This window comes from Flagellimonas abyssi (assembly GCF_019457905.1).
GTDB classification, from domain to species: Bacteria; Bacteroidota; Bacteroidia; order Flavobacteriales; family Flavobacteriaceae; genus Flagellimonas; species Flagellimonas abyssi.
This window is the reverse complement of the sequence record NZ_JAHZSV010000013.1, coordinates 84,560-101,910: the sequence shown is the minus strand read 5'-3', so window position 1 is coordinate 101,910 and position 17,351 is coordinate 84,560. Positions and strand designations below refer to the sequence as shown.

At 40.3% G+C, this 17,351-nt stretch carries 19 protein-coding genes; 6 read left to right on the top strand and 13 right to left on the bottom strand.

The genetic code is table 11. The features are described 5' to 3' along the window. The first annotated feature begins 22 nt into the window (after positions 1–22). Positions 23–2,011 (top strand): excinuclease ABC subunit UvrB, encoded by a 1,989-nt coding sequence (gene uvrB / locus K1F36_RS10880; RefSeq protein WP_220113841.1) that lies wholly within the window; start codon positions 23–25, stop codon positions 2,009–2,011. Positions 2,012–2,053: 42 nt separating this feature from the next. Here uvrB and K1F36_RS10875 read toward each other — a convergent pair whose 3' ends face one another. The 6 genes from K1F36_RS10875 to K1F36_RS10850 form a co-directional block, all read right to left on the bottom strand. Further along, on the bottom strand, positions 2,054–2,824 hold the full coding sequence (locus K1F36_RS10875) for a hypothetical protein (protein ID WP_220113840.1): 771 nt from the start codon (positions 2,822–2,824) through the stop codon (positions 2,054–2,056). A 158-nt stretch (positions 2,825–2,982) separates the two neighbouring features. Continuing rightward, the gene (locus tag K1F36_RS10870) at positions 2,983–3,408 is read right to left on the bottom strand and encodes an Hsp20/alpha crystallin family protein (RefSeq protein ID WP_176620542.1); all 426 of its coding nucleotides are present in this window, start codon (positions 3,406–3,408) and stop codon (positions 2,983–2,985) included. 116 nt (positions 3,409–3,524) lie between these two features. Next, positions 3,525–3,926: a TerB family tellurite resistance protein gene (locus K1F36_RS10865; protein WP_220113839.1), complete on the bottom strand. Its 402-nt coding sequence runs from the start codon at positions 3,924–3,926 to the stop codon at positions 3,525–3,527. 117 nt (positions 3,927–4,043) lie between these two features. Next, a complete protein-coding gene (locus tag K1F36_RS10860; RefSeq protein ID WP_220113838.1) occupies positions 4,044–4,379 on the bottom strand; it encodes a hypothetical protein in 336 nt (111 codons plus the stop codon). A gap of 346 nt (positions 4,380–4,725) precedes the next feature. Beyond that, entirely contained in the window at positions 4,726–5,919 is a 1,194-nt protein-coding gene (gene sucC / locus K1F36_RS10855; protein ID WP_220113837.1) for an ADP-forming succinate--CoA ligase subunit beta, read from the bottom strand. Between the two features lie 118 nt (positions 5,920–6,037). After that, positions 6,038–6,676 carry an LON peptidase substrate-binding domain-containing protein gene (locus tag K1F36_RS10850; protein ID WP_220113836.1) on the bottom strand — a complete coding sequence of 213 codons (639 nt, stop codon included), beginning with the start codon at positions 6,674–6,676 and terminating at the stop codon, positions 6,038–6,040. 161 nt (positions 6,677–6,837) lie between these two features. On the opposite strand from K1F36_RS10850, the gene lysA reads away from it, so the two are divergent. Together lysA and K1F36_RS10840 are read left to right on the top strand one after the other, a co-directional pair. Beyond that, entirely contained in the window at positions 6,838–8,076 is a 1,239-nt protein-coding gene (gene lysA, locus K1F36_RS10845; RefSeq protein ID WP_220113835.1) for a diaminopimelate decarboxylase, read from the top strand. Between the two features lie 102 nt (positions 8,077–8,178). After that, on the top strand, positions 8,179–8,694 hold the full coding sequence (locus K1F36_RS10840; RefSeq protein ID WP_220113834.1) for a thioredoxin family protein: 516 nt from the start codon (positions 8,179–8,181) through the stop codon (positions 8,692–8,694). A gap of 28 nt (positions 8,695–8,722) precedes the next feature. Here K1F36_RS10840 and guaB read toward each other — a convergent pair whose 3' ends face one another. After that, positions 8,723–10,195 carry an IMP dehydrogenase gene (guaB, locus tag K1F36_RS10835; RefSeq protein WP_220113833.1) on the bottom strand — a complete coding sequence of 491 codons (1,473 nt, stop codon included), beginning with the start codon at positions 10,193–10,195 and terminating at the stop codon, positions 8,723–8,725. Between the two features lie 152 nt (positions 10,196–10,347). On the opposite strand from guaB, the gene K1F36_RS10830 reads away from it, so the two are divergent. Then, a complete protein-coding gene (locus K1F36_RS10830) occupies positions 10,348–10,698 on the top strand; it encodes a DUF6686 family protein (RefSeq protein ID WP_220113832.1) in 351 nt (116 codons plus the stop codon). Here K1F36_RS10830 and K1F36_RS10825 read toward each other — a convergent pair. The 5 genes from K1F36_RS10825 to K1F36_RS10805 all read right to left on the bottom strand — a co-directional run bounded on the left by K1F36_RS10825 (position 10,685) and on the right by K1F36_RS10805 (position 14,354). Next, a complete protein-coding gene (locus K1F36_RS10825) occupies positions 10,685–11,203 on the bottom strand; it encodes a hypothetical protein (protein ID WP_220113831.1) in 519 nt (172 codons plus the stop codon). The genes K1F36_RS10830 and K1F36_RS10825 overlap by 14 nt on opposite strands. Before the next feature lie 86 nt (positions 11,204–11,289). Beyond that, a complete protein-coding gene (locus K1F36_RS10820) occupies positions 11,290–12,153 on the bottom strand; it encodes a hydroxymethylglutaryl-CoA lyase (RefSeq protein ID WP_220113830.1) in 864 nt (287 codons plus the stop codon). 21 nt (positions 12,154–12,174) lie between these two features. Then, on the bottom strand, positions 12,175–12,831 hold the full coding sequence (locus tag K1F36_RS10815; RefSeq protein ID WP_220113829.1) for a LysE family translocator: 657 nt from the start codon (positions 12,829–12,831) through the stop codon (positions 12,175–12,177). A 6-nt stretch (positions 12,832–12,837) separates the two neighbouring features. Further along, on the bottom strand, positions 12,838–13,878 hold the full coding sequence (locus tag K1F36_RS10810) for a quinone-dependent dihydroorotate dehydrogenase (RefSeq protein WP_220113828.1): 1,041 nt from the start codon (positions 13,876–13,878) through the stop codon (positions 12,838–12,840). 56 nt (positions 13,879–13,934) lie between these two features. Beyond that, on the bottom strand, positions 13,935–14,354 hold the full coding sequence (locus K1F36_RS10805; RefSeq protein ID WP_220113827.1) for a hypothetical protein: 420 nt from the start codon (positions 14,352–14,354) through the stop codon (positions 13,935–13,937). Between the two features lie 104 nt (positions 14,355–14,458). Between K1F36_RS10805 and pepT the strand changes: the two genes are divergently transcribed. Both pepT and K1F36_RS10795 read left to right on the top strand, forming a co-directional pair. Next, a complete protein-coding gene (gene pepT, locus K1F36_RS10800; protein WP_220113826.1) occupies positions 14,459–15,688 on the top strand; it encodes a peptidase T in 1,230 nt (409 codons plus the stop codon). 2 nt (positions 15,689–15,690) lie between these two features. After that, complete coding sequence (locus K1F36_RS10795) at positions 15,691–16,281, top strand: YdeI/OmpD-associated family protein (protein WP_220113825.1); 591 nt, start codon at positions 15,691–15,693, stop codon at positions 16,279–16,281. Between the two features lie 120 nt (positions 16,282–16,401). On the opposite strand, the gene K1F36_RS10790 is transcribed toward K1F36_RS10795, so the two are convergent. Then, positions 16,402–17,283: a diacylglycerol/lipid kinase family protein gene (locus K1F36_RS10790; protein ID WP_220113824.1), complete on the bottom strand. Its 882-nt coding sequence runs from the start codon at positions 17,281–17,283 to the stop codon at positions 16,402–16,404. Between the last annotated feature and the right edge of the window lie 68 nt (positions 17,284–17,351).

The following is a 17,351-nucleotide window of genomic DNA, read 5'->3' as shown; positions in this document are numbered from 1 at the left end:
CTACCTTTAGTATTTTTACTTTATGAAATTTCAGGTAGTTTCCGACTTTAAGCCAACGGGCGATCAGCCCGAGGCCATACGACAATTGGTAGAGGGAATTGAATCCAAGGCTCAACATCAAACCTTGCTCGGGGTTACCGGGTCCGGAAAAACATTTACCGTTGCCAATGTGGTGGAATCTGTTCAGAAACCTACCTTGGTATTGGCCCACAACAAGACCCTGGCGGCACAATTGTATTCGGAGTTCAAGCAATTTTTTCCCAACAATGCGGTGGAATATTTTGTATCCTACTACGATTATTATCAGCCAGAGGCCTATATCCCCACGAGCGGACTTTACATTGAAAAAGACCTTTCCATTAACGAGGATATCGAAAAGTTGAGATTGAGCACCACTTCATCCCTTCTATCCGGAAGGCGTGATGTGCTTGTAGTCGCTTCGGTTTCCTGTCTGTACGGTATCGGTAATCCAATAGAGTTCCAGAAAAACGTCATTACCATTCATAGGGACCAGGTCATTTCAAGAACCAAGTTTTTAAAGCAGTTGGTGCAAAGCCTATATGCCCGAACCACCGCTGATTTTAGAAACGGGAACTTTAGGGTAAAGGGAGATGTAGTGGATGTATTCCCCGGATATGCAGACCATGCGTTCCGTATCCATTTTTTTGGTGATGAAATCGAAGAAATCGAAGCATTGGACCCATACAATAATAATGTAATCGAGGTTTATGATACTCTGAACATCTACCCGGCAAACATGTTCGTTACCTCTCCCGATGTACTCCAGAATGCCATTAAGGAGATACAGGACGACCTTGTGAAGCAGATAGATTACTTCAAAGAAATAGGGCGACCTCTGGAAGCCAAACGTTTGGAAGAACGTACTAATTTCGACCTTGAAATGATTCGAGAACTGGGATATTGTTCCGGAATCGAGAATTACTCCAGGTATTTGGATGGGAGAAAACCAGGAACGCGGCCCTTCTGCTTGTTGGATTATTTTCCAGATGACTATTTGATGGTCATAGATGAAAGCCACGTGACCATACCCCAAGTGCACGCCATGTACGGCGGAGACCGTTCCAGAAAAGAAAATTTGGTGGAATATGGTTTCCGTTTGCCTGCGGCCATGGATAACCGTCCTTTAAAATTTGAAGAGTTTGAAGCACTTCAAAACCAAGTGCTTTATGTAAGTGCCACACCGGCAGATTACGAACTGGAACTCAGTGAAGGGGTTTATGTGGAACAGATTATCCGTCCAACTGGATTATTGGACCCCATTATCGAAGTTAGGCCCAGTGAAAACCAAATCGATGATTTGGTAGAGGAGATTCAGCAACGGGTAGAACTGGATGAGCGTACATTGGTCACCACCCTGACCAAACGAATGGCGGAGGAACTTACCAAATATCTAACACGGATAGATGTCCGTTGTCGCTATATCCATAGTGATGTGGATACACTGGAGCGAGTTGAAATCATGCAGGATTTACGAAAAGGGCTTTTTGATGTGCTGATAGGTGTAAACCTCTTACGTGAAGGTTTGGATTTACCAGAAGTATCCCTGGTGGCCATTTTGGATGCAGATAAGGAAGGTTTTTTACGCAGTAACCGTTCCCTGACACAGACCGTGGGCCGAGCCGCGCGTAACTTAAACGGAAAGGCCATAATGTATGCGGACAAAATCACCGAAAGCATGCAAAAGACCATTGACGAAACCAATTACCGTCGGGACAAGCAGATGACGTACAACAAGGAGAATAACATCACCCCAACAGCATTAAAGAAAAACCTGGATAGCGCATTAGCCAAAAATTCCGTATCCACCTACCACTTTCAAAAGGAAGAATTGAGAGCTGCCGAACCTGATTTAAAATATATAACTGAAGATCAAAAGGAAAAATTAATCAGGGAGAAGCGAAAAGCCATGGAAAAAGCGGCCAAAGAGCTCGATTTTATGCAAGCCGCCAAACTAAGGGACGAGATAAAAATGCTTCAGGAAAAGGAATAGAAAATGGCCCGTAATTATAATTGCGGGCCATTTTCTATTTAATTATTGATTTCCTCCACCAGGGCCACAATTCGTCAGAACTGTTTTTTTAGATATAGTACAAGTACTGCCATCGGACAATGTTATATAAGCATAAATCCATAGATCATAATTGCTCCAATTATTTGTAGGAAGATATAATGCCTGCGGTATCGTATAATTACCATTGGGGTTATTTGTGCTGCCGAACGATACATGATTATAGGGTCCAATGGTATATTCCCAGTCGACCGATACCACATTGTTAGCGCAATGTAAATAGGCAAGGAAATCAATACATCCTTCTACATGTGAAATACCCAAACAAGATTGACCAGGACAGCTAATACTCGGAACACGCTTGAAAGACTGTATATCAGAGCATTCAAGAGAGCCATTGGTCCCGTATGCTTTTATACTTCCCCCATTAAAGTTAGAAGCAAATTGGAAAGTAGCAGAATTGCCCGAACTACTTATCAGTGTGATAGCTCCACTCTCAACGGTCCATGTAACCGTAGGATTTGAAATATTTGAGGAATAAGTAAAGGAATATTGATTTCCAGCTTGTGGGGTAGTAGTCCCTAATATATCACATGTGGTCTTAGCTGTAGTAGAAGATGAAGATTTATTATTTAAACCTTCCCCATCCATAATAACCGGATTATCCACCTCTAAAGTTTCAAGATTTTGATTTTCAAAAGCAGGTGTCTCCTCTTTTGCACATGAACTTAGTGTGAGGACAATACAGCTCACATAAAACAATCTGATAATTGTAGTCTTAATAAAATTTTTCATAATTAAATAGTTAATGGTTAAACTTACTTTAAATGTAAGATTTTTTTTATTAATTATTTTAAAAAACAAAAAAAGCGCCCCCGCATATGCAGGAGCGCTCCTCAACTAACCAACTAATCCAACCATCATGAAACACCTATAGTTGGTGTTCTAATGTCTTATGCAATCTCTATCAATCTTTTTGGTTTTGGCAAAGCCTCTTGTTTTTTGGGCAATGTCAATTTCAACACTCCGTCCTCGTACTTAGCGTCGATTTTGGAACCGTCTACGGTCTCAGGCAATGTAAAGGCTCTTTTAAATGAAGAATATGAGAATTCCTTTCTTGTATAATTATCATTGCTCTCTTCATTCTCAGTTTTCATTTCACTGGAAATGGTCAAGACATCATTGTCAATCTCAACTTTAAAATCATCTTTTTTCATACCTGGAACGGCAAGTTCCAATTCATATCCTTCTGTATTGTCCTTTATGTTTACTGCGGGAACCGATGTATTCCACTTTTCAGTTCCGCCGAACCAGTCAGGACTTACAAAATCGTTCATCAAGGATGGAAAAAACAGGTTATTTCTTTTTACTATACTCATGGCGATTCAATTTTTAGTTAAACATTCAAATCACCATGTATAAGACAAAACTTATACCAACAGAAAACACATGCCTATTTGACATGAAATAAATTAGAAAAGATGCCAATTTGACATTAGTTATAATATGCCTTAAAGATATTTATAAGCACATCGGGTGGAACAATATTGTCCGGGTAGCGATGCATAACCTCCAACACCTGACTTATGGCAGATGGAGGCAAGCCCATTTTCAACCCAATATTATAAAGTGTATCAATCTCCTTTTTATGTTGTTCCTGATCTATGTTCATCAAAAGCATAAGCCTATGGAACTGTACAATCCGTTCTGCTTGGGTTTTTAATCGAATTTTGGGAGATTTTTGTTTGAGGAGACTATCGAGAACATCTTTATCCATCTCCAGACTATGGGCTACTTTAAGTAAAAAATCATATTCCGATTGTTTCAGGGAATGATCTACCCTTGCAAAGGCGATCAACTCGGAGAGAATGCTCAGTTTTTCCTCATAACTACCCATAAATTAAGGTTTTGGTTTGGAGTCCTAAATAGATAACTCCAAAACAGCTCATTTTAGTACACAAAAAAGCCCTGAAATTCAGGGCTTTTTCTAACTAACTCAAACAATTCCCGTTTATTAAGCGGTAATTCTTACTGGGATTTCGTAAACTCTACCGGGAGCAACGTTGTCCAATTGCACTTTTTTATAGTTCAATCGACTTTTTACGAAACCTTCCAAAACTTCATCTTTTGTCTCTACAGAAAGTACGATCAATTCACCTTTTTCGTTAACGATGAACTTCACTTCTGCTGTCAACTCATTCTGGTCGGCATTAAATTGATTGTCCTTCAACATTTCATAAATCTGACCGGAAAGGTTGTTGTCGTTTGTAGCTTTCTTTCCCTTTGTTGCAAAAGCACTCATAGTTGCAAAAAATACCAATGCTACTGTACCAGTTTTAAATTTTCTCATGATTTTTGTTTTTTGATTAAAATTGATGATTAACAATGTGTCAATATTTAGGGTTGATTAAACTCCCTTTTTAATGACACCTCAAAAATAAGACGATAAAAAAACATAATTGTTACACTCTTTAACGATTTAACAAATGTTTAATGTAGTTACCTCTGCAACAATATTAGTGAATGAACCCCTTTCTTTATAAAGAACTCAAAGGATGATAAGGAACACATTGAATACGTAGGGAATACTGTTAACAGTCTAGAAAAGCACTAAAATTTATGACGGATACATTGTGGAATAAAAAAAGGGCAACGTTAATAAAACGTTGCCCTTTTCCATTTTTAAAGTGGTAGAACTAGCTCAACACTTCCTCTACCTTATCTGCAGCTTCTTTAAATTGTACAGCTGAATGTACCGCCAAGCCAGAGTTATCGATAATTTCCTTCGCCAACTCGGCATTGGTTCCTTGCAATCTTACAATAATTGGCACTTGGATGGCATCTCCCATATTTTTATAGGCATCCACAACACCTTGGGCAACACGATCACAACGAACGATTCCTCCGAAGATATTGATCAATATTGCTTTTACGTTCGTATCCTTAAGAATAATACGGAAGGCTTCCTCTACCCTTTTGGCATCCGCGGTACCTCCAACATCCAAGAAGTTGGCAGGTTCACCACCGGCCATTTTTATTAAGTCCATAGTGGCCATTGCCAATCCGGCACCGTTTACCATACAACCTACATTACCATCCAAATCAACATAGTTAAGACCAACTTCACGAGCTTCAACCTCGATTGGGTTTTCTTCCCGAAGGTCACGCATTTCTGCATAAGTCTTTCTTCTGTAAAGTGCGTTATCGTCTATGGTCACCTTGGCATCAACTGCCATAATTTTATCATCGGAAGTCTTCAAAACCGGGTTGATCTCAAAAAGACTGGAATCACTCTCAACATACGCCTTGTACAAAGACATCACAAATTTTACCATTTCTTTGAATGCAGTTCCGGAAAGTCCAAGATTGAAAGCGATTCTTCTTGCTTGGAAAGGCAATAGGCCCAATCCCGGGTCCACCTCTTCAGTAAAAATCAAATGTGGTGTTTTTTCGGCCACTTCTTCAATATCCATACCTCCTTCGGTAGAATACATGATCATGTTTCTTCCCGTACCTCTATTTAGAAGAACGGACATATAAAATTCGCTGGTTTCGCTGTCACCAGGATAGTAAACATCCTCGGCCACCAAAACTTGGTGTACTTTTTTACCTTCGGCAGACGTTTGTGGGGTAACCAAGTTCATTCCTATAATGTTACCTGCCAACTCTTCTACTTCCTTCAAGTTTTTGGCTAGTTTTACACCACCACCCTTACCTCGGCCACCAGCATGTACTTGCGCTTTGATTACGTGCCATCCGGTTCCGGTTTCTTCAGTAAGTTGTTTTGCGGCATCTACCGCTTCCTTGGCGTTGTGGGCAACTATCCCTCTCTGGATTCTAACTCCAAAACTCGCTAAAATCTCTTTTCCTTGATATTCGTGAAGATTCATCTGTGAATTTACTTTTGTTTGAAGACAAAAATAGAAAACACCGCTGACAAATTGAAGATGTTAAATGATTAATTAAAGATAAGCACCTATAAATTGCATCTTTTGTTCCATGGAATCACTACAACTTAAAATCTTGAAAGTCCAAAGGATCAAAATTTTTGAAATGCCCGTTCATTTCAATCACCTCTTTGGTTCGATTCACCTTATTGAGAACATGGGTCGTTGTTTCTAAATGGGCCTTGATAAAATTCAAGCGGTCCGTTTCTTTGGTCATCAGTAATAATTCATATTCTTGCTCAAAGGAGAGACCCATTTTGTGGGCCAACGAATAACTGTTGAATTGTTTTGGCGATGTTTTTGCAAATGGCACATCCATAATATCGTATAGTTCCTCCACTTTTTGAAGCACCTCATCCCTTAAGTTTTCGTCGGCATCGTTCTCGACATCCAAAAACTCGACCTCACCGCCACCATAAAGCTTACCTTCCATCTGCTTTTCAAAGCTCAGTACCTTAAAAACTTGACGCGCCACGCAAACGACATCCATCTCACCGGTATCATATGTGTTCACGACTTCTACCAATTGCACCTCGGTGCCATAGGAAATAGAATTGTTGATATAAACCGGAACACCAAAGGTCATGGCCTCTCTTCTACAATCGTTTATCAATTGTTTGTAACGGTCTTCAAAAATATGTAGCGGCACCGTTTCTCCCGGATAAAATACCGACTGTAATGGGAATAAGGGTAGTTTCATTATTGCGATTTGCCTAAAAATACAGATGAAAACCTAAACCCGCAACTCCATAAAACCTATAGTTGTTTTAAATCAAACAACTTGTTATATTTTGATAAAAATGTTTTATTTCTTGCGTGTATAAACAACAAAATATAGTTTTGCTCAAAATACCGTACAATATGAATTCTAAGGACTTACTTCAGCTAACCGAGCAATTTGGCGCACCGCTATATGTTTATGATGCCGATAAGATCACATCACAATACAAAAAGCTCACCAATGCTTTTAAGGGCGTACCCAATCTAAAGCTGAACTATGCGGCCAAGGCTTTGTCGAATGTTAGCATCCTACGATTGTTGAACAGCCTTGGAAGTGGTCTGGATACGGTATCCATACAAGAAGTAAAATTGGGGCTTTTGGCCGGTTTTAAGCCGGAATCTATCATTTTCACCCCTAACGGGGTTTCTTTGGAAGAGATTGAGGAAGCCGCAGCGCTTGGGGTTCAAGTGAATATTGACAACCTTTCTATTTTGGAACAGTTTGGAAGTAAGCATCCTGACATTCCCGTTTGTATCCGTATCAACCCTCATGTGATGGCGGGAGGAAATTCCAACATCTCCGTGGGACATATCGATTCCAAATTTGGAATCAGCGTACATCAGATTCCACACTTATTGCGTATTGTGGAGTTGACCAACATGAATATCAACGGTATCCACATGCACACAGGTAGTGATATTTTGGATATTGATGTATTCCTCTACGCTTCAGAAATTCTTTTTGAAACTGCAAAAAACTTCAAGGACTTAGAGTTTATCGACTTTGGCAGCGGTTTTAAAGTTCCATATAAAGAAGGTGATATACAGACCAATGTGGATGAGTTGGGCAAAAAATTGACCAAAAGATTCAATGAGTTCTGCAAAGAATACGGCAGAGAACTTACCCTTGCTTTCGAACCGGGGAAATTCTTGGTTAGTGAAGCTGGCTTCTTTTTGGCCAAAGTAAACGTGGTAAAACAAACCACCTCTACCGTTTTTGCCAGTATCGATTCAGGTTTCAACCATTTGATTCGCCCCATGTTGTACGGGTCTACTCATCAAATTGTAAATATCTCCAATCCAAAAGGCAGGGAGCGTTATTACTCCGTAGTGGGGTACATTTGTGAAACGGATACCTTTGGAAGCAATCGAAGAATCAATGAAATATCCGAAGGGGATATCCTTTGCTTTAAAAATGCAGGTGCCTATTGCTTCACCATGGCCAGCAATTACAACTCCAGATATAGGCCTGCAGAGGTACTGTGGTATCAAGGAAAAGCGCATTTAATTAGAAAAAGGGAGACTTTTGATGACATCTTGAACAATCAAGTTGATGTGAAGGAGCTTTTTGAACCATCAAAAAAGCAAACTGTAAAATAACCCACAAAGCATTATTAGACTGTTAAAGGCAATACTTTTTTGGCACAATTTTCGTTAGCTTTGTATTGATATGATGACGATTACGTCAAAAAAACCAAGACTATGCGCTCAATTTTTACCCAAATCTGCTTACTTTTTCTAGTATTCTCGGGCTTAAATGTACAAGCCCAAGATATTAATTGGATTTCCTGGGAGGAAGCTGTTGAACTTTCCAAAACGGATGCCAAACCCAAAAAAATATTTGTGGATGTTTATACGGACTGGTGCGGATGGTGCAAAAAAATGGATCAAAACACTTTTCAAAACCCCGAAGTATCCAAATACATGCAGGACAACTTCTATATGGTAAAAATGGACGCTGAAGGTAAAGAACCAATTGTATATCAAGGCAAGACTTTTAAGTACGTCCCCTCGGGAAGAAGAGGCTACCACGAGCTGGCAGCGGCACTTTTGCAAGGAAAAATGAGCTATCCGACCGTTGTTTTCTTGGATGAATCTCTAAATATGCTGTCTCCCGTTCCTGGTTATCAACAAGTGGAACCCTTTATGCAGATTGCCAAATATTTTGGCGAGAACATCTACAAGGACAAGGACTGGCAAAGCTATGCTGGGAAATAAAATTCCCCAGCCACTTTGGCCTTATTTCTTATCTGCTATAGTTCGGACTTTCTTTCGTAATCGTAACATTATGCGGATGGCTCTCGTGAATTCCGCTGGATGTTATCTTCACAAATTGCGCATTGTTTTTTAAGGTCTCAATATCCTTGGCTCCACAATAGCCCATACCGGCACGTAGTCCTCCAATAAATTGATGCATACTTTCCACCAACTCGCCTTTGTAAGGCACACGCCCAACAATACCTTCGGGAACCAATTTTTTGATATCGTCCTCAACATCTTGGAAATAACGGTCCTTACTACCTTGCTTCATAGCCTCAACAGAACCCATTCCACGGTAGGATTTGAACTTACGACCTTCATAAATAATGGTCTCTCCAGGTGACTCCTTGGTCCCGGCCAATAATGACCCTAACATTACGGTATCGGCTCCAGCGGCCAAGGCTTTTGGAATATCACCAGTGTACCGGATTCCCCCATCTGCAATAACAGGGACTCCCGTACCTTTTAATGCCGCAGAAACCTCCAAAACTGCTGAGAACTGTGGAAAACCCACACCGGCAACCACTCGAGTGGTACAAATAGAACCAGGTCCAATACCTACTTTTACGGCATCAGCACCAGCTTCCACCAAATATTTGGCAGCCTCGGCCGTGGCAATGTTACCTACCACAACTTCCAATTCCGGAAAGGATTTCTTGACCTCTTTTAAGATACTGACAACACCTTTGGTGTGTCCGTGAGCAGTATCTATAATGATGGCATCCACACCCGATTTCACCAATGCTCCTGCGCGGTCTACGGCATCTGCAGTAACGCCGATGGCAGCAGCTACGCGCAATCGTCCGTACTGGTCCTTATTGGCTATGGGTTTTTGGGTAAGTTTTGTAATATCCCTAAAGGTAATGAGGCCTATAAGCTCGTCATTGTCGTTTATTACTGGAAGCTTTTCAATTTTGTTCTCTTGCAGGATCACTTCTGCCTGTTGAAGTGAAGTACCCTCGGCGACAGTCACCAAATTTTCGGACGTCATTACATCCGCAATGGGCCTATCGTCATTTTTCTCAAAACGAAGATCGCGATTGGTCACAATACCAATCAGCTTTTTGTTGCTGTCCACAATGGGAATTCCACCGATACTATGCTCTCTCATGCTTGCTTTGGCATCGCGCACCACGGATTCCAATGGCAGAGTGACAGGATCCATGATCATTCCACTCTCTGCCCGCTTTACTTTTCTGACCTTAAGTGCCTGTTGCTCAATGGTCATGTTTTTGTGAAGCACACCAATACCGCCTTCCCTTGCCATGGCTATGGCCATACGGGATTCGGTCACTGTATCCATCGCTGCGGAAACAATGGGCACATTTATGGTGATGTTCTTTGTAAATTTTGATTGAATATTTACTTCTCGGGGAAGTACTTCGGAGTATGCCGGCACAAGAAGAACGTCGTCGTACGTAAGTCCTTCTCCAACAATTTTGTTCTGGTGAGCTTCCATTGCAATTACGGATTAATTGCGTGCAAATATACCACTAATTTATTGGATTACCTCGCTGTGCCTGGATTACATTTTTTCCGACTCCCAGAAATTTGTTCAATTATTTAGAATCATTCTATATAATTGTTACCTTTAGGGTTCAAACCTTTTTTATGTGCAGATTTTTGAATGTAATGAACCGGTCGAAAAATGGTGTATTGACTTTCTGTGACCACACCAAATTATTTCAATTATTATACAACAACCTCTGTTTTGAGTTGTATGAATGGGAGCTCGACGCTTTAAGGGAACACATTGAGCAACTGGATATTCCCTATTGGGAAAAACACTTGAAAAACTGGAGCCATCAACGTAAAATTCCAATCTCCGTGGGCAAAAAGCACTTCATCATCTTGGTAAACAAGGAAGAGGTCAGCGAACTATTAAGCTTATTGTGCTTTGAAAAGCAAGGGGTAGAGTTATTAAGTCATGATGAAATCGACTATCAATTCATCGAGAACTGATACCTGATATTTTGAATTTGTTCGGGAATAAACATTGCCAAAGCACCAAAATTGCCGAGCCCGTATAGGTAACGGTCATCAAAATTCCGGAAAAAACAACGATGTACCTAAACCAGCTGACTCCGGACCACATCACATAGATACCACCGAAGGTTAGAACAATGGAAAGAAATGGTTCTAGGGTCAAAAATAGCTTTAGTTTCTTTGTTGCCTTTGTAAGCCAAACCAATATACCCAATAGAAAAAATATAAGGGACATGGATAGCACGTGTGTGTGAACGACCGTCAACATTTCCCGATTTCCTTTTTTAAATTTCATCACCTCGGCATCTTCATCCTCTTCATTGCCCAAGTAATTTTCTTCAATCCCAACTGGGGTTGTCGACTCGGTTTCTTGGATAAAAAGCAATCCTGTGAAATATCCCACTGAGAGAACAATCACGAAAGTTGCAATAAAAACACGCAGTTCTTTGGGTAAATTGGGCAATAGTCCGTTGTACTTCATAAAGGTGAATCGTTGGAAGCATCAAATATATCAATTTAGACTCAATCTAAATAAATGAAGAGTGATTTTATCTATTCTGAAAAGGTTTAATGGTACACAGAGAACAATTCCGTAGCCTTATTGTAGGCAGCTTCAAAAACCATCCAGTTGACACCTGAATCGGCTTTTTCCGTGGTAAAATAGGAGAGCATTTTTTCGGTGGGCATATTGCCCGTCAATTCGTCCTTGGCCATTGGGCAACCGCCAAAACCTTGCACAGCTCCATCAAAACGGCGGCAACCGGCTTTATAGGCCGCATCCACCTTTTCGTGCCATTTTGTGGGCGTTGTGTGCAAATGGGCCCCGAATTCAATATCTGGATATTTGGGGATTAAGTTGGAAAACAAATAATCTATGACCTCGGATGTAGAACTGCCAATGGTATCCGACAATGATAGTATTCTGGTTCCCATTTCGGCCAGTTTTTCGGTCCACTCCCCCACTATCTCCACGTTCCAAGGATCTCCGTAGGGATTCCCAAACCCCATGGAAATATAGGTGACCACTTCTTTATTGTTTGCATCTGCCAGTTCCAAGATTCCCTTTAACGTTTCCACCGATTGATCGATGGTCTTGTGGGTATTCCGCATCTGAAAGTTTTCGGAAATGGAAAAAGGAAAACCTAGATAATCGATTGCTTTGTGTTCGCATGCATCTTGAGCGCCTCGTACATTTGCCACTATAGCCAAAAGTTTACTTCGAGTGCGTGACAAATCCAACTTTGCCAAAACCTCTGCTGTATCCTGCATCTGCGGTATAGCCTTGGGGGATACAAAACTTCCAAAGTCAATCGTATCAAAACCGCAACCCAACAAGGATTGGATATACTTTACCTTTTCATCCGTGGGGATAAAGGTTTTGATACCCTGCATGGCATCCCTTGGACATTCTATGAGTTTAACTTTTTGCATAGTCTCCCGTAAAAATAGCACTTATTTCTCCGACAGAAATAGATAAAGAGCAATCCCCACAAAAACAACTATCTGCACCCATTTTAAATAGAATCCTGTTTTTTGATGACGCGAAAGATACTTGGTGATTTTACCCGCCAAAACTGCAATTGTACCGAAAACAATAAGGGCAGAAAGCATAAAAAGCAATCCCAAAATATAAAATTGAACAACGGTACTGAGACTGTCACTGAACAAAAAACCAGGAAAAAATGCCAAAAAAAAGATAGTGACCTTGGGGTTGAGCACATTCATGGTGAACCCAGTCCAAAAAAGTTTTCGGGGTGATTTAACAGTTTTGTTTTTGTTATCCAAAAGAATTGAAGCATCGCTACGATAAACTTGATAGGCCAAATACAATAAATATATGGCACCAAACAATTTGATGACAAAAAACAAGGTATCGCTTTGTTTAATGATTTCGGACACCCCAAAAGCCAACAGTGTGGTATGCACCAAACAGCCCGAAACCAATCCAAAAACAGTGGCCAAACCAGATTTTGTGCCGTTACTGATACTTTGGGTAAGTACAAAAATATTATCAGGTCCCGGCGAAATGGCGAGTACCAAAGATGAGACTAAAAAGCCAATCAATATAGGGGTATTGATGGTTTCCAGAAATAGTAGCAAACCGTACATATTTTCTTAACCCATTTTCTCCAAAATGGCTTTGTTGATTTTTTTGATAAGTGCAGGGCCCTCGTAAATAAAACCGGTATAAAGTTGAACCAAATCCGCGCCTGCCTCCAATTTTTCCAATGCATCGGCTTCTGAATGAATACCTCCCACCCCAATAATCGGAAATGCTTTTCTACTGTTATCGGCCAAAAATCGGATTACCTCTGTACTCCTATTAGTTAAGGGTTTACCGCTTAATCCTCCAGTTTCTTCAGATAAGGTAAGATGTGATTTTAAATCGTTTCGCGCAATAGTAGTGTTTGTGGCAATTACACCATCAATTTTTGTGTCGGCAACAATTTCGATGATGTCCAACAGTTGGTCGTCCGTTAAATCAGGGGCAATCTTCAATAATATCGGTTTCTCTTTCTTGGACGTGCTCTTGGCCAGTTTTTTATTCTGACTTTTTAGCTTTTTGAGCAAATTGGTCAACGGCTCCCTATCCTGTAACTCTCTTAGGCCTGGCGTATTGGGTGAACTCACATTTACCACAAAATAGTCCACATGATCAAACAAAGCTTCAAAACAGATGAGATAATCCTTCAATGCGTCCTCGTTAGCTGTTACTTTGTTCTTTCCAATATTACCTCCAACAATTACACGGTGCCCTTTCTTCAACTGCTCAACAGCCTCAAAAACCCCTTTGTTGTTGAACCCCATTCTATTTATAATGGCCTTATCATCCTTTAATCTGAATAATCTTTTTTTAGGGTTCCCCGGCTGTGGTTTCGGAGTTACAGTTCCGATTTCCACAAATCCAAACCCAAAATCCGAAAACTCGTTGTACAATTTGGCATCTTTATCAAAACCAGCGGCCAAACCAACTGGATTCTTAAATCTCACTCCAAATACTTCCCGTTTCAATCTCGGGTCATCAACAACAAAAATCTTTCGAAAAATACTGCCCAAACCCAATCTTGAAAAAAACTTTATAGCCCTAAAAGTAAAGTGGTGCACGGCTTCTGGGTCAAACAAAAAAAGTACCGGACGAATAAGGATTTTGTACATTCAGAATGGATTTTGGACAAAAATAAAAACTCTTAAAACAGTTCTTAACATTTCGGTCAATTTTCGTCAACAGACCTATTTACATAGATGGGGCGCAGGGTCATTTGGTTGCACAGCTTCAAATACCTATCATATTGTGTTTGGGTGAAACTTTCCAGCAGTCTTTTATCCATCATATGGACATTTTTTGCCATGCTATCGATAAAGGATTGGTACTTTTTGGACACTTCAATCAGAACTTCGGGCGAGCTATCCTCGTTTTGTTTCATTAGGTACTCTGCCCGTTCCTTAAAAATATCGTTCCTGATCTTTAGTTCGGCACTCCAATTTTTCAAGTTGTCCTTTTGCTCTTCAGTGAGCTCAAAAACTTTGGTAATGGTCTCGTTATCCCTACCGCCAACACCTAAAATACAATCCATCTGGGCGGTTCCGTAAAATCCAGATATCAAAAAAAGAAAATATACCAGCGGTTTCAAGTGAAGTTGATTTTAATGGTTCGTGAAAGATACTTATTAATGCCCTTGATTTGCAAAATTACGTTTGAATAAGCCTTATTTTTGATGAAACTCGACACCCGACCATGGAAAAGTTATTGTCCCGATTTTTAGATTACGTGACCACTGACACACAGAGCGCCCCCTATTCCAAGACCACTCCAAGTACAGAAAAACAATGGGACCTAGCGAAAAAATTAGTGATGGAACTGCACCAAATCGGTATGCAGGAGGTCTCAATCGACGAAAATGCCTACATAATGGCAACCTTGCCCAGCAATACTGATAAAAAAGTACCTACCATTGGATTTGTGTCTCATTTTGATACTTCCCCGGATTTCTCGGGCAGAAATGTAAAACCACAGATCATTGAAAATTATGACGGGAAAGATATTGTGCTCAACAAGTTGAACAACATTGTTCTATCTCCGGATTATTTTGAAGATTTAAAGGCTTACATAGGGCAGACATTGATTACCACGGATGGCACGACTCTCTTGGGCGCTGATGACAAAGCAGGTATTGCCGAAATTATTACTGCAATGGAATACTTGATTCAACATCCTGAGATCAAACATGGAAAAATTAGGATTGCCTTTACTCCCGATGAAGAAATTGGACGCGGTGCCCACAAATTTGATGTGGAAAAATTTGGCGCCGAATGGGCCTACACCATGGATGGTAGCCAAGTTGGCGAGCTGGAATATGAAAACTTCAATGCCGCAAAGGCCAAGATTACCGTATCGGGAAAAAGTGTGCATCCCGGATATGCAAAGAACAAAATGGTAAACGCCATTGGGATTGCCAACGACTATTTAACCCATTTGCCCCCAAGCGAAGTACCCGAACACACCACGGGTCGGGAAGGTTTTTTCCATGTTCACAAAATCAAGGGGGAAATTGAAAAAGCAGAAATAGAACTTATCATCCGTGATCACGATGCTGTACATTTTCAAGCCAGAAAAGACCTTTTAAACGACATAAAGGAAAAACTCAACAAAAAATATGGAGAGTTCATCAGCCTGACCATTGAGGACCAGTATAAGAATATGAGAGAGAAGGTGGAACCGGTCTTTCATATTGTAGAAATAGCGGAAGAAGCTATGAAATCTCTCCAAATAGAACCAATCATTAAACCTATCCGTGGAGGGACCGATGGCTCCCAACTCAGTTTTATGGGACTGCCCTGCCCCAACATTTTTGCCGGTGGGCACAATTTCCATGGCAAATACGAGTACGTTCCCTTGGAAAGCATGGAAAAAGCTGTGCTGGTTATCGCCAAAATTTGCGAACTTACCGCTAGTCAAATCAGATAGTTGTGGATAAAATCGAAAAACTGGAGTCTTTTTACGAAAGCGAGCATCCGTATAAGGGCGGCATTGCTCTACTGCGAGAGATTGCCCTAAAAACAGAAGCCGTAGAGGACTTTAAATGGAGTATACCTGTTTATACGTTGGATGGCAAAAATGTATTTGGCATTGGAAAGTTCAAGAGTTATTTCGGTGTTTGGTTTTTTAATGGTGTATTTTTAAAGGATCCAAAAAAGGTTTTGGAGAATGCACAGGATGGCAAGACCAAGGGGATGCGCCATTGGAAGTTCCACGATTTGGAAGAAGTCAACGAAAAGGCTGTACTGGCCTATATGAACGAAGCCTTGGAAAATCAAAAAAAAGGATTGGAAATAAAAGCCGAGAAAACCAAAGAGATAGAGATTCCCGAATTGCTACAATCCAAACTTGACAGTGATTCCGTTTTAAAATCTTCCTTTGAAAATTTCACTCCATACAAACAAAAAGAGTTCTGTGAGTACATTGCCGAGGCCAAACAAGAAAAAACCAAACTGCGCAGGTTGGAAAAAATACTTCCCATGATCAAAGATGGTGTCGGGTTGAATGATGGGTATAGGTAATCGGCATCTCATCATCAGTCAATTGAAACAAGGCATCGGTCATCATAATTAAAACGAATCATACCTTTAACGATAGGTGAACCCAAAAAGCTTTCCATCCTTTCTAATTACCTGTTTTCTTTACCTGACTGATTTGGGAACGGCCAATTGTAAACTCTGTGGTTGTATATGGACCGAAAAAGTATTGTATTTGCCAATAAATTCACCATCTACCTGAAGGGCGATCGGTGATTCGCATTCGACCGATACAGACGTGGCTTGATACATTTCCATGGAAGTCTCTTTTTTTAGACTGTTGCCTCGAAAGGTTTCCAAAACTTCACGAACACCTAATTTTTTATACAAAATCACTTCAAAATTGCCATCATCAATCTTACCCTCTGGATTTACGATGGCTCCCGTTCCATATTTTCTGGCATTGGAAAAAACCAGCAGTACACCTTCTCTTTCTATCACCTTATCCTCAATGGAAATCTTGAATTTATAAGGGTAGTTGGATTTCAACAAGGTTGGAATGCTTTGAACGGCATACCCCCACATTCCACTAGCCCCTGACTTTTCATAGTTATAAATCAATTCAGCATTGATTCCAACATCTGCGATATGGGCACAAAATATATCATTGATAAAAAGACTGTCAATGGTTAAAGGATCACCATTCAAGGCGATATCAAATTGCTGGTTCAAGTTTTTTGGAATTTGCATAGAAGTAGCCAGTCCATTTGCGGAACCACAAGCTAAAATTCCCAATACAATATCTTTGTTCAAAAGTTTGGAAGCTACCATATTTATGGTTCCATCACCACCAGCTGCAACTACTCGTACATATGCTTTGTCCTGTAGTAATTTCTCAATCTTCTTTTCGTCATTTTTTCCAGAAGTTTTATAGGTTTCAATATTGAATCTGGATTCATTGGACCATTCATCAACCAAGTCCATTACTTCACTTACATTAATAGAACCTGCAGTTGGGTTTATGATTAATAGAAGATTCTCTTTCATTATATTTTAATATATTATCCTAATGATAAATTTATCATTTTTTCAGCAACAGTTCGTATGAAGGTGGA

Excerpts from the sequence above, each read along its gene's own strand:
- K1F36_RS10870 (WP_176620542.1), bottom strand. The coding sequence starts at position 3,408 with ATGAGTATAGTAAAAAGAAATAACCTGTTTTTTCCATCCTTGATGAAC.
- K1F36_RS10840 (WP_220113834.1), top strand. The coding sequence starts at position 8,179 with ATGCGCTCAATTTTTACCCAAATCTGCTTACTTTTTCTAGTATTCTCG.
- K1F36_RS10820 (WP_220113830.1), bottom strand. The coding sequence starts at position 12,153 with ATGCAAAAAGTTAAACTCATAGAATGTCCAAGGGATGCCATGCAGGGT.
- guaB (WP_220113833.1), bottom strand. The coding sequence starts at position 10,195 with ATGGAAGCTCACCAGAACAAAATTGTTGGAGAAGGACTTACGTACGAC.
- uvrB (WP_220113841.1), top strand. The coding sequence starts at position 23 with ATGAAATTTCAGGTAGTTTCCGACTTTAAGCCAACGGGCGATCAGCCC.
- K1F36_RS10815 (WP_220113829.1), bottom strand. The coding sequence starts at position 12,831 with ATGTACGGTTTGCTACTATTTCTGGAAACCATCAATACCCCTATATTG.
- K1F36_RS10865 (WP_220113839.1), bottom strand. The coding sequence starts at position 3,926 with ATGGGTAGTTATGAGGAAAAACTGAGCATTCTCTCCGAGTTGATCGCC.
- lysA (WP_220113835.1), top strand. The coding sequence starts at position 6,838 with ATGAATTCTAAGGACTTACTTCAGCTAACCGAGCAATTTGGCGCACCG.
- K1F36_RS10810 (WP_220113828.1), bottom strand. The coding sequence starts at position 13,878 with ATGTACAAAATCCTTATTCGTCCGGTACTTTTTTTGTTTGACCCAGAA.
- K1F36_RS10825 (WP_220113831.1), bottom strand. The coding sequence starts at position 11,203 with ATGAAGTACAACGGACTATTGCCCAATTTACCCAAAGAACTGCGTGTT.
- K1F36_RS10790 (WP_220113824.1), bottom strand. The coding sequence starts at position 17,283 with ATGAAAGAGAATCTTCTATTAATCATAAACCCAACTGCAGGTTCTATT.
- K1F36_RS10850 (WP_220113836.1), bottom strand. The coding sequence starts at position 6,676 with ATGAAACTACCCTTATTCCCATTACAGTCGGTATTTTATCCGGGAGAA.
- K1F36_RS10830 (WP_220113832.1), top strand. The coding sequence starts at position 10,348 with ATGTGCAGATTTTTGAATGTAATGAACCGGTCGAAAAATGGTGTATTG.
- sucC (WP_220113837.1), bottom strand. The coding sequence starts at position 5,919 with ATGAATCTTCACGAATATCAAGGAAAAGAGATTTTAGCGAGTTTTGGA.
- K1F36_RS10875 (WP_220113840.1), bottom strand. The coding sequence starts at position 2,824 with ATGAAAAATTTTATTAAGACTACAATTATCAGATTGTTTTATGTGAGC.
- pepT (WP_220113826.1), top strand. The coding sequence starts at position 14,459 with ATGGAAAAGTTATTGTCCCGATTTTTAGATTACGTGACCACTGACACA.
- K1F36_RS10860 (WP_220113838.1), bottom strand. The coding sequence starts at position 4,379 with ATGAGAAAATTTAAAACTGGTACAGTAGCATTGGTATTTTTTGCAACT.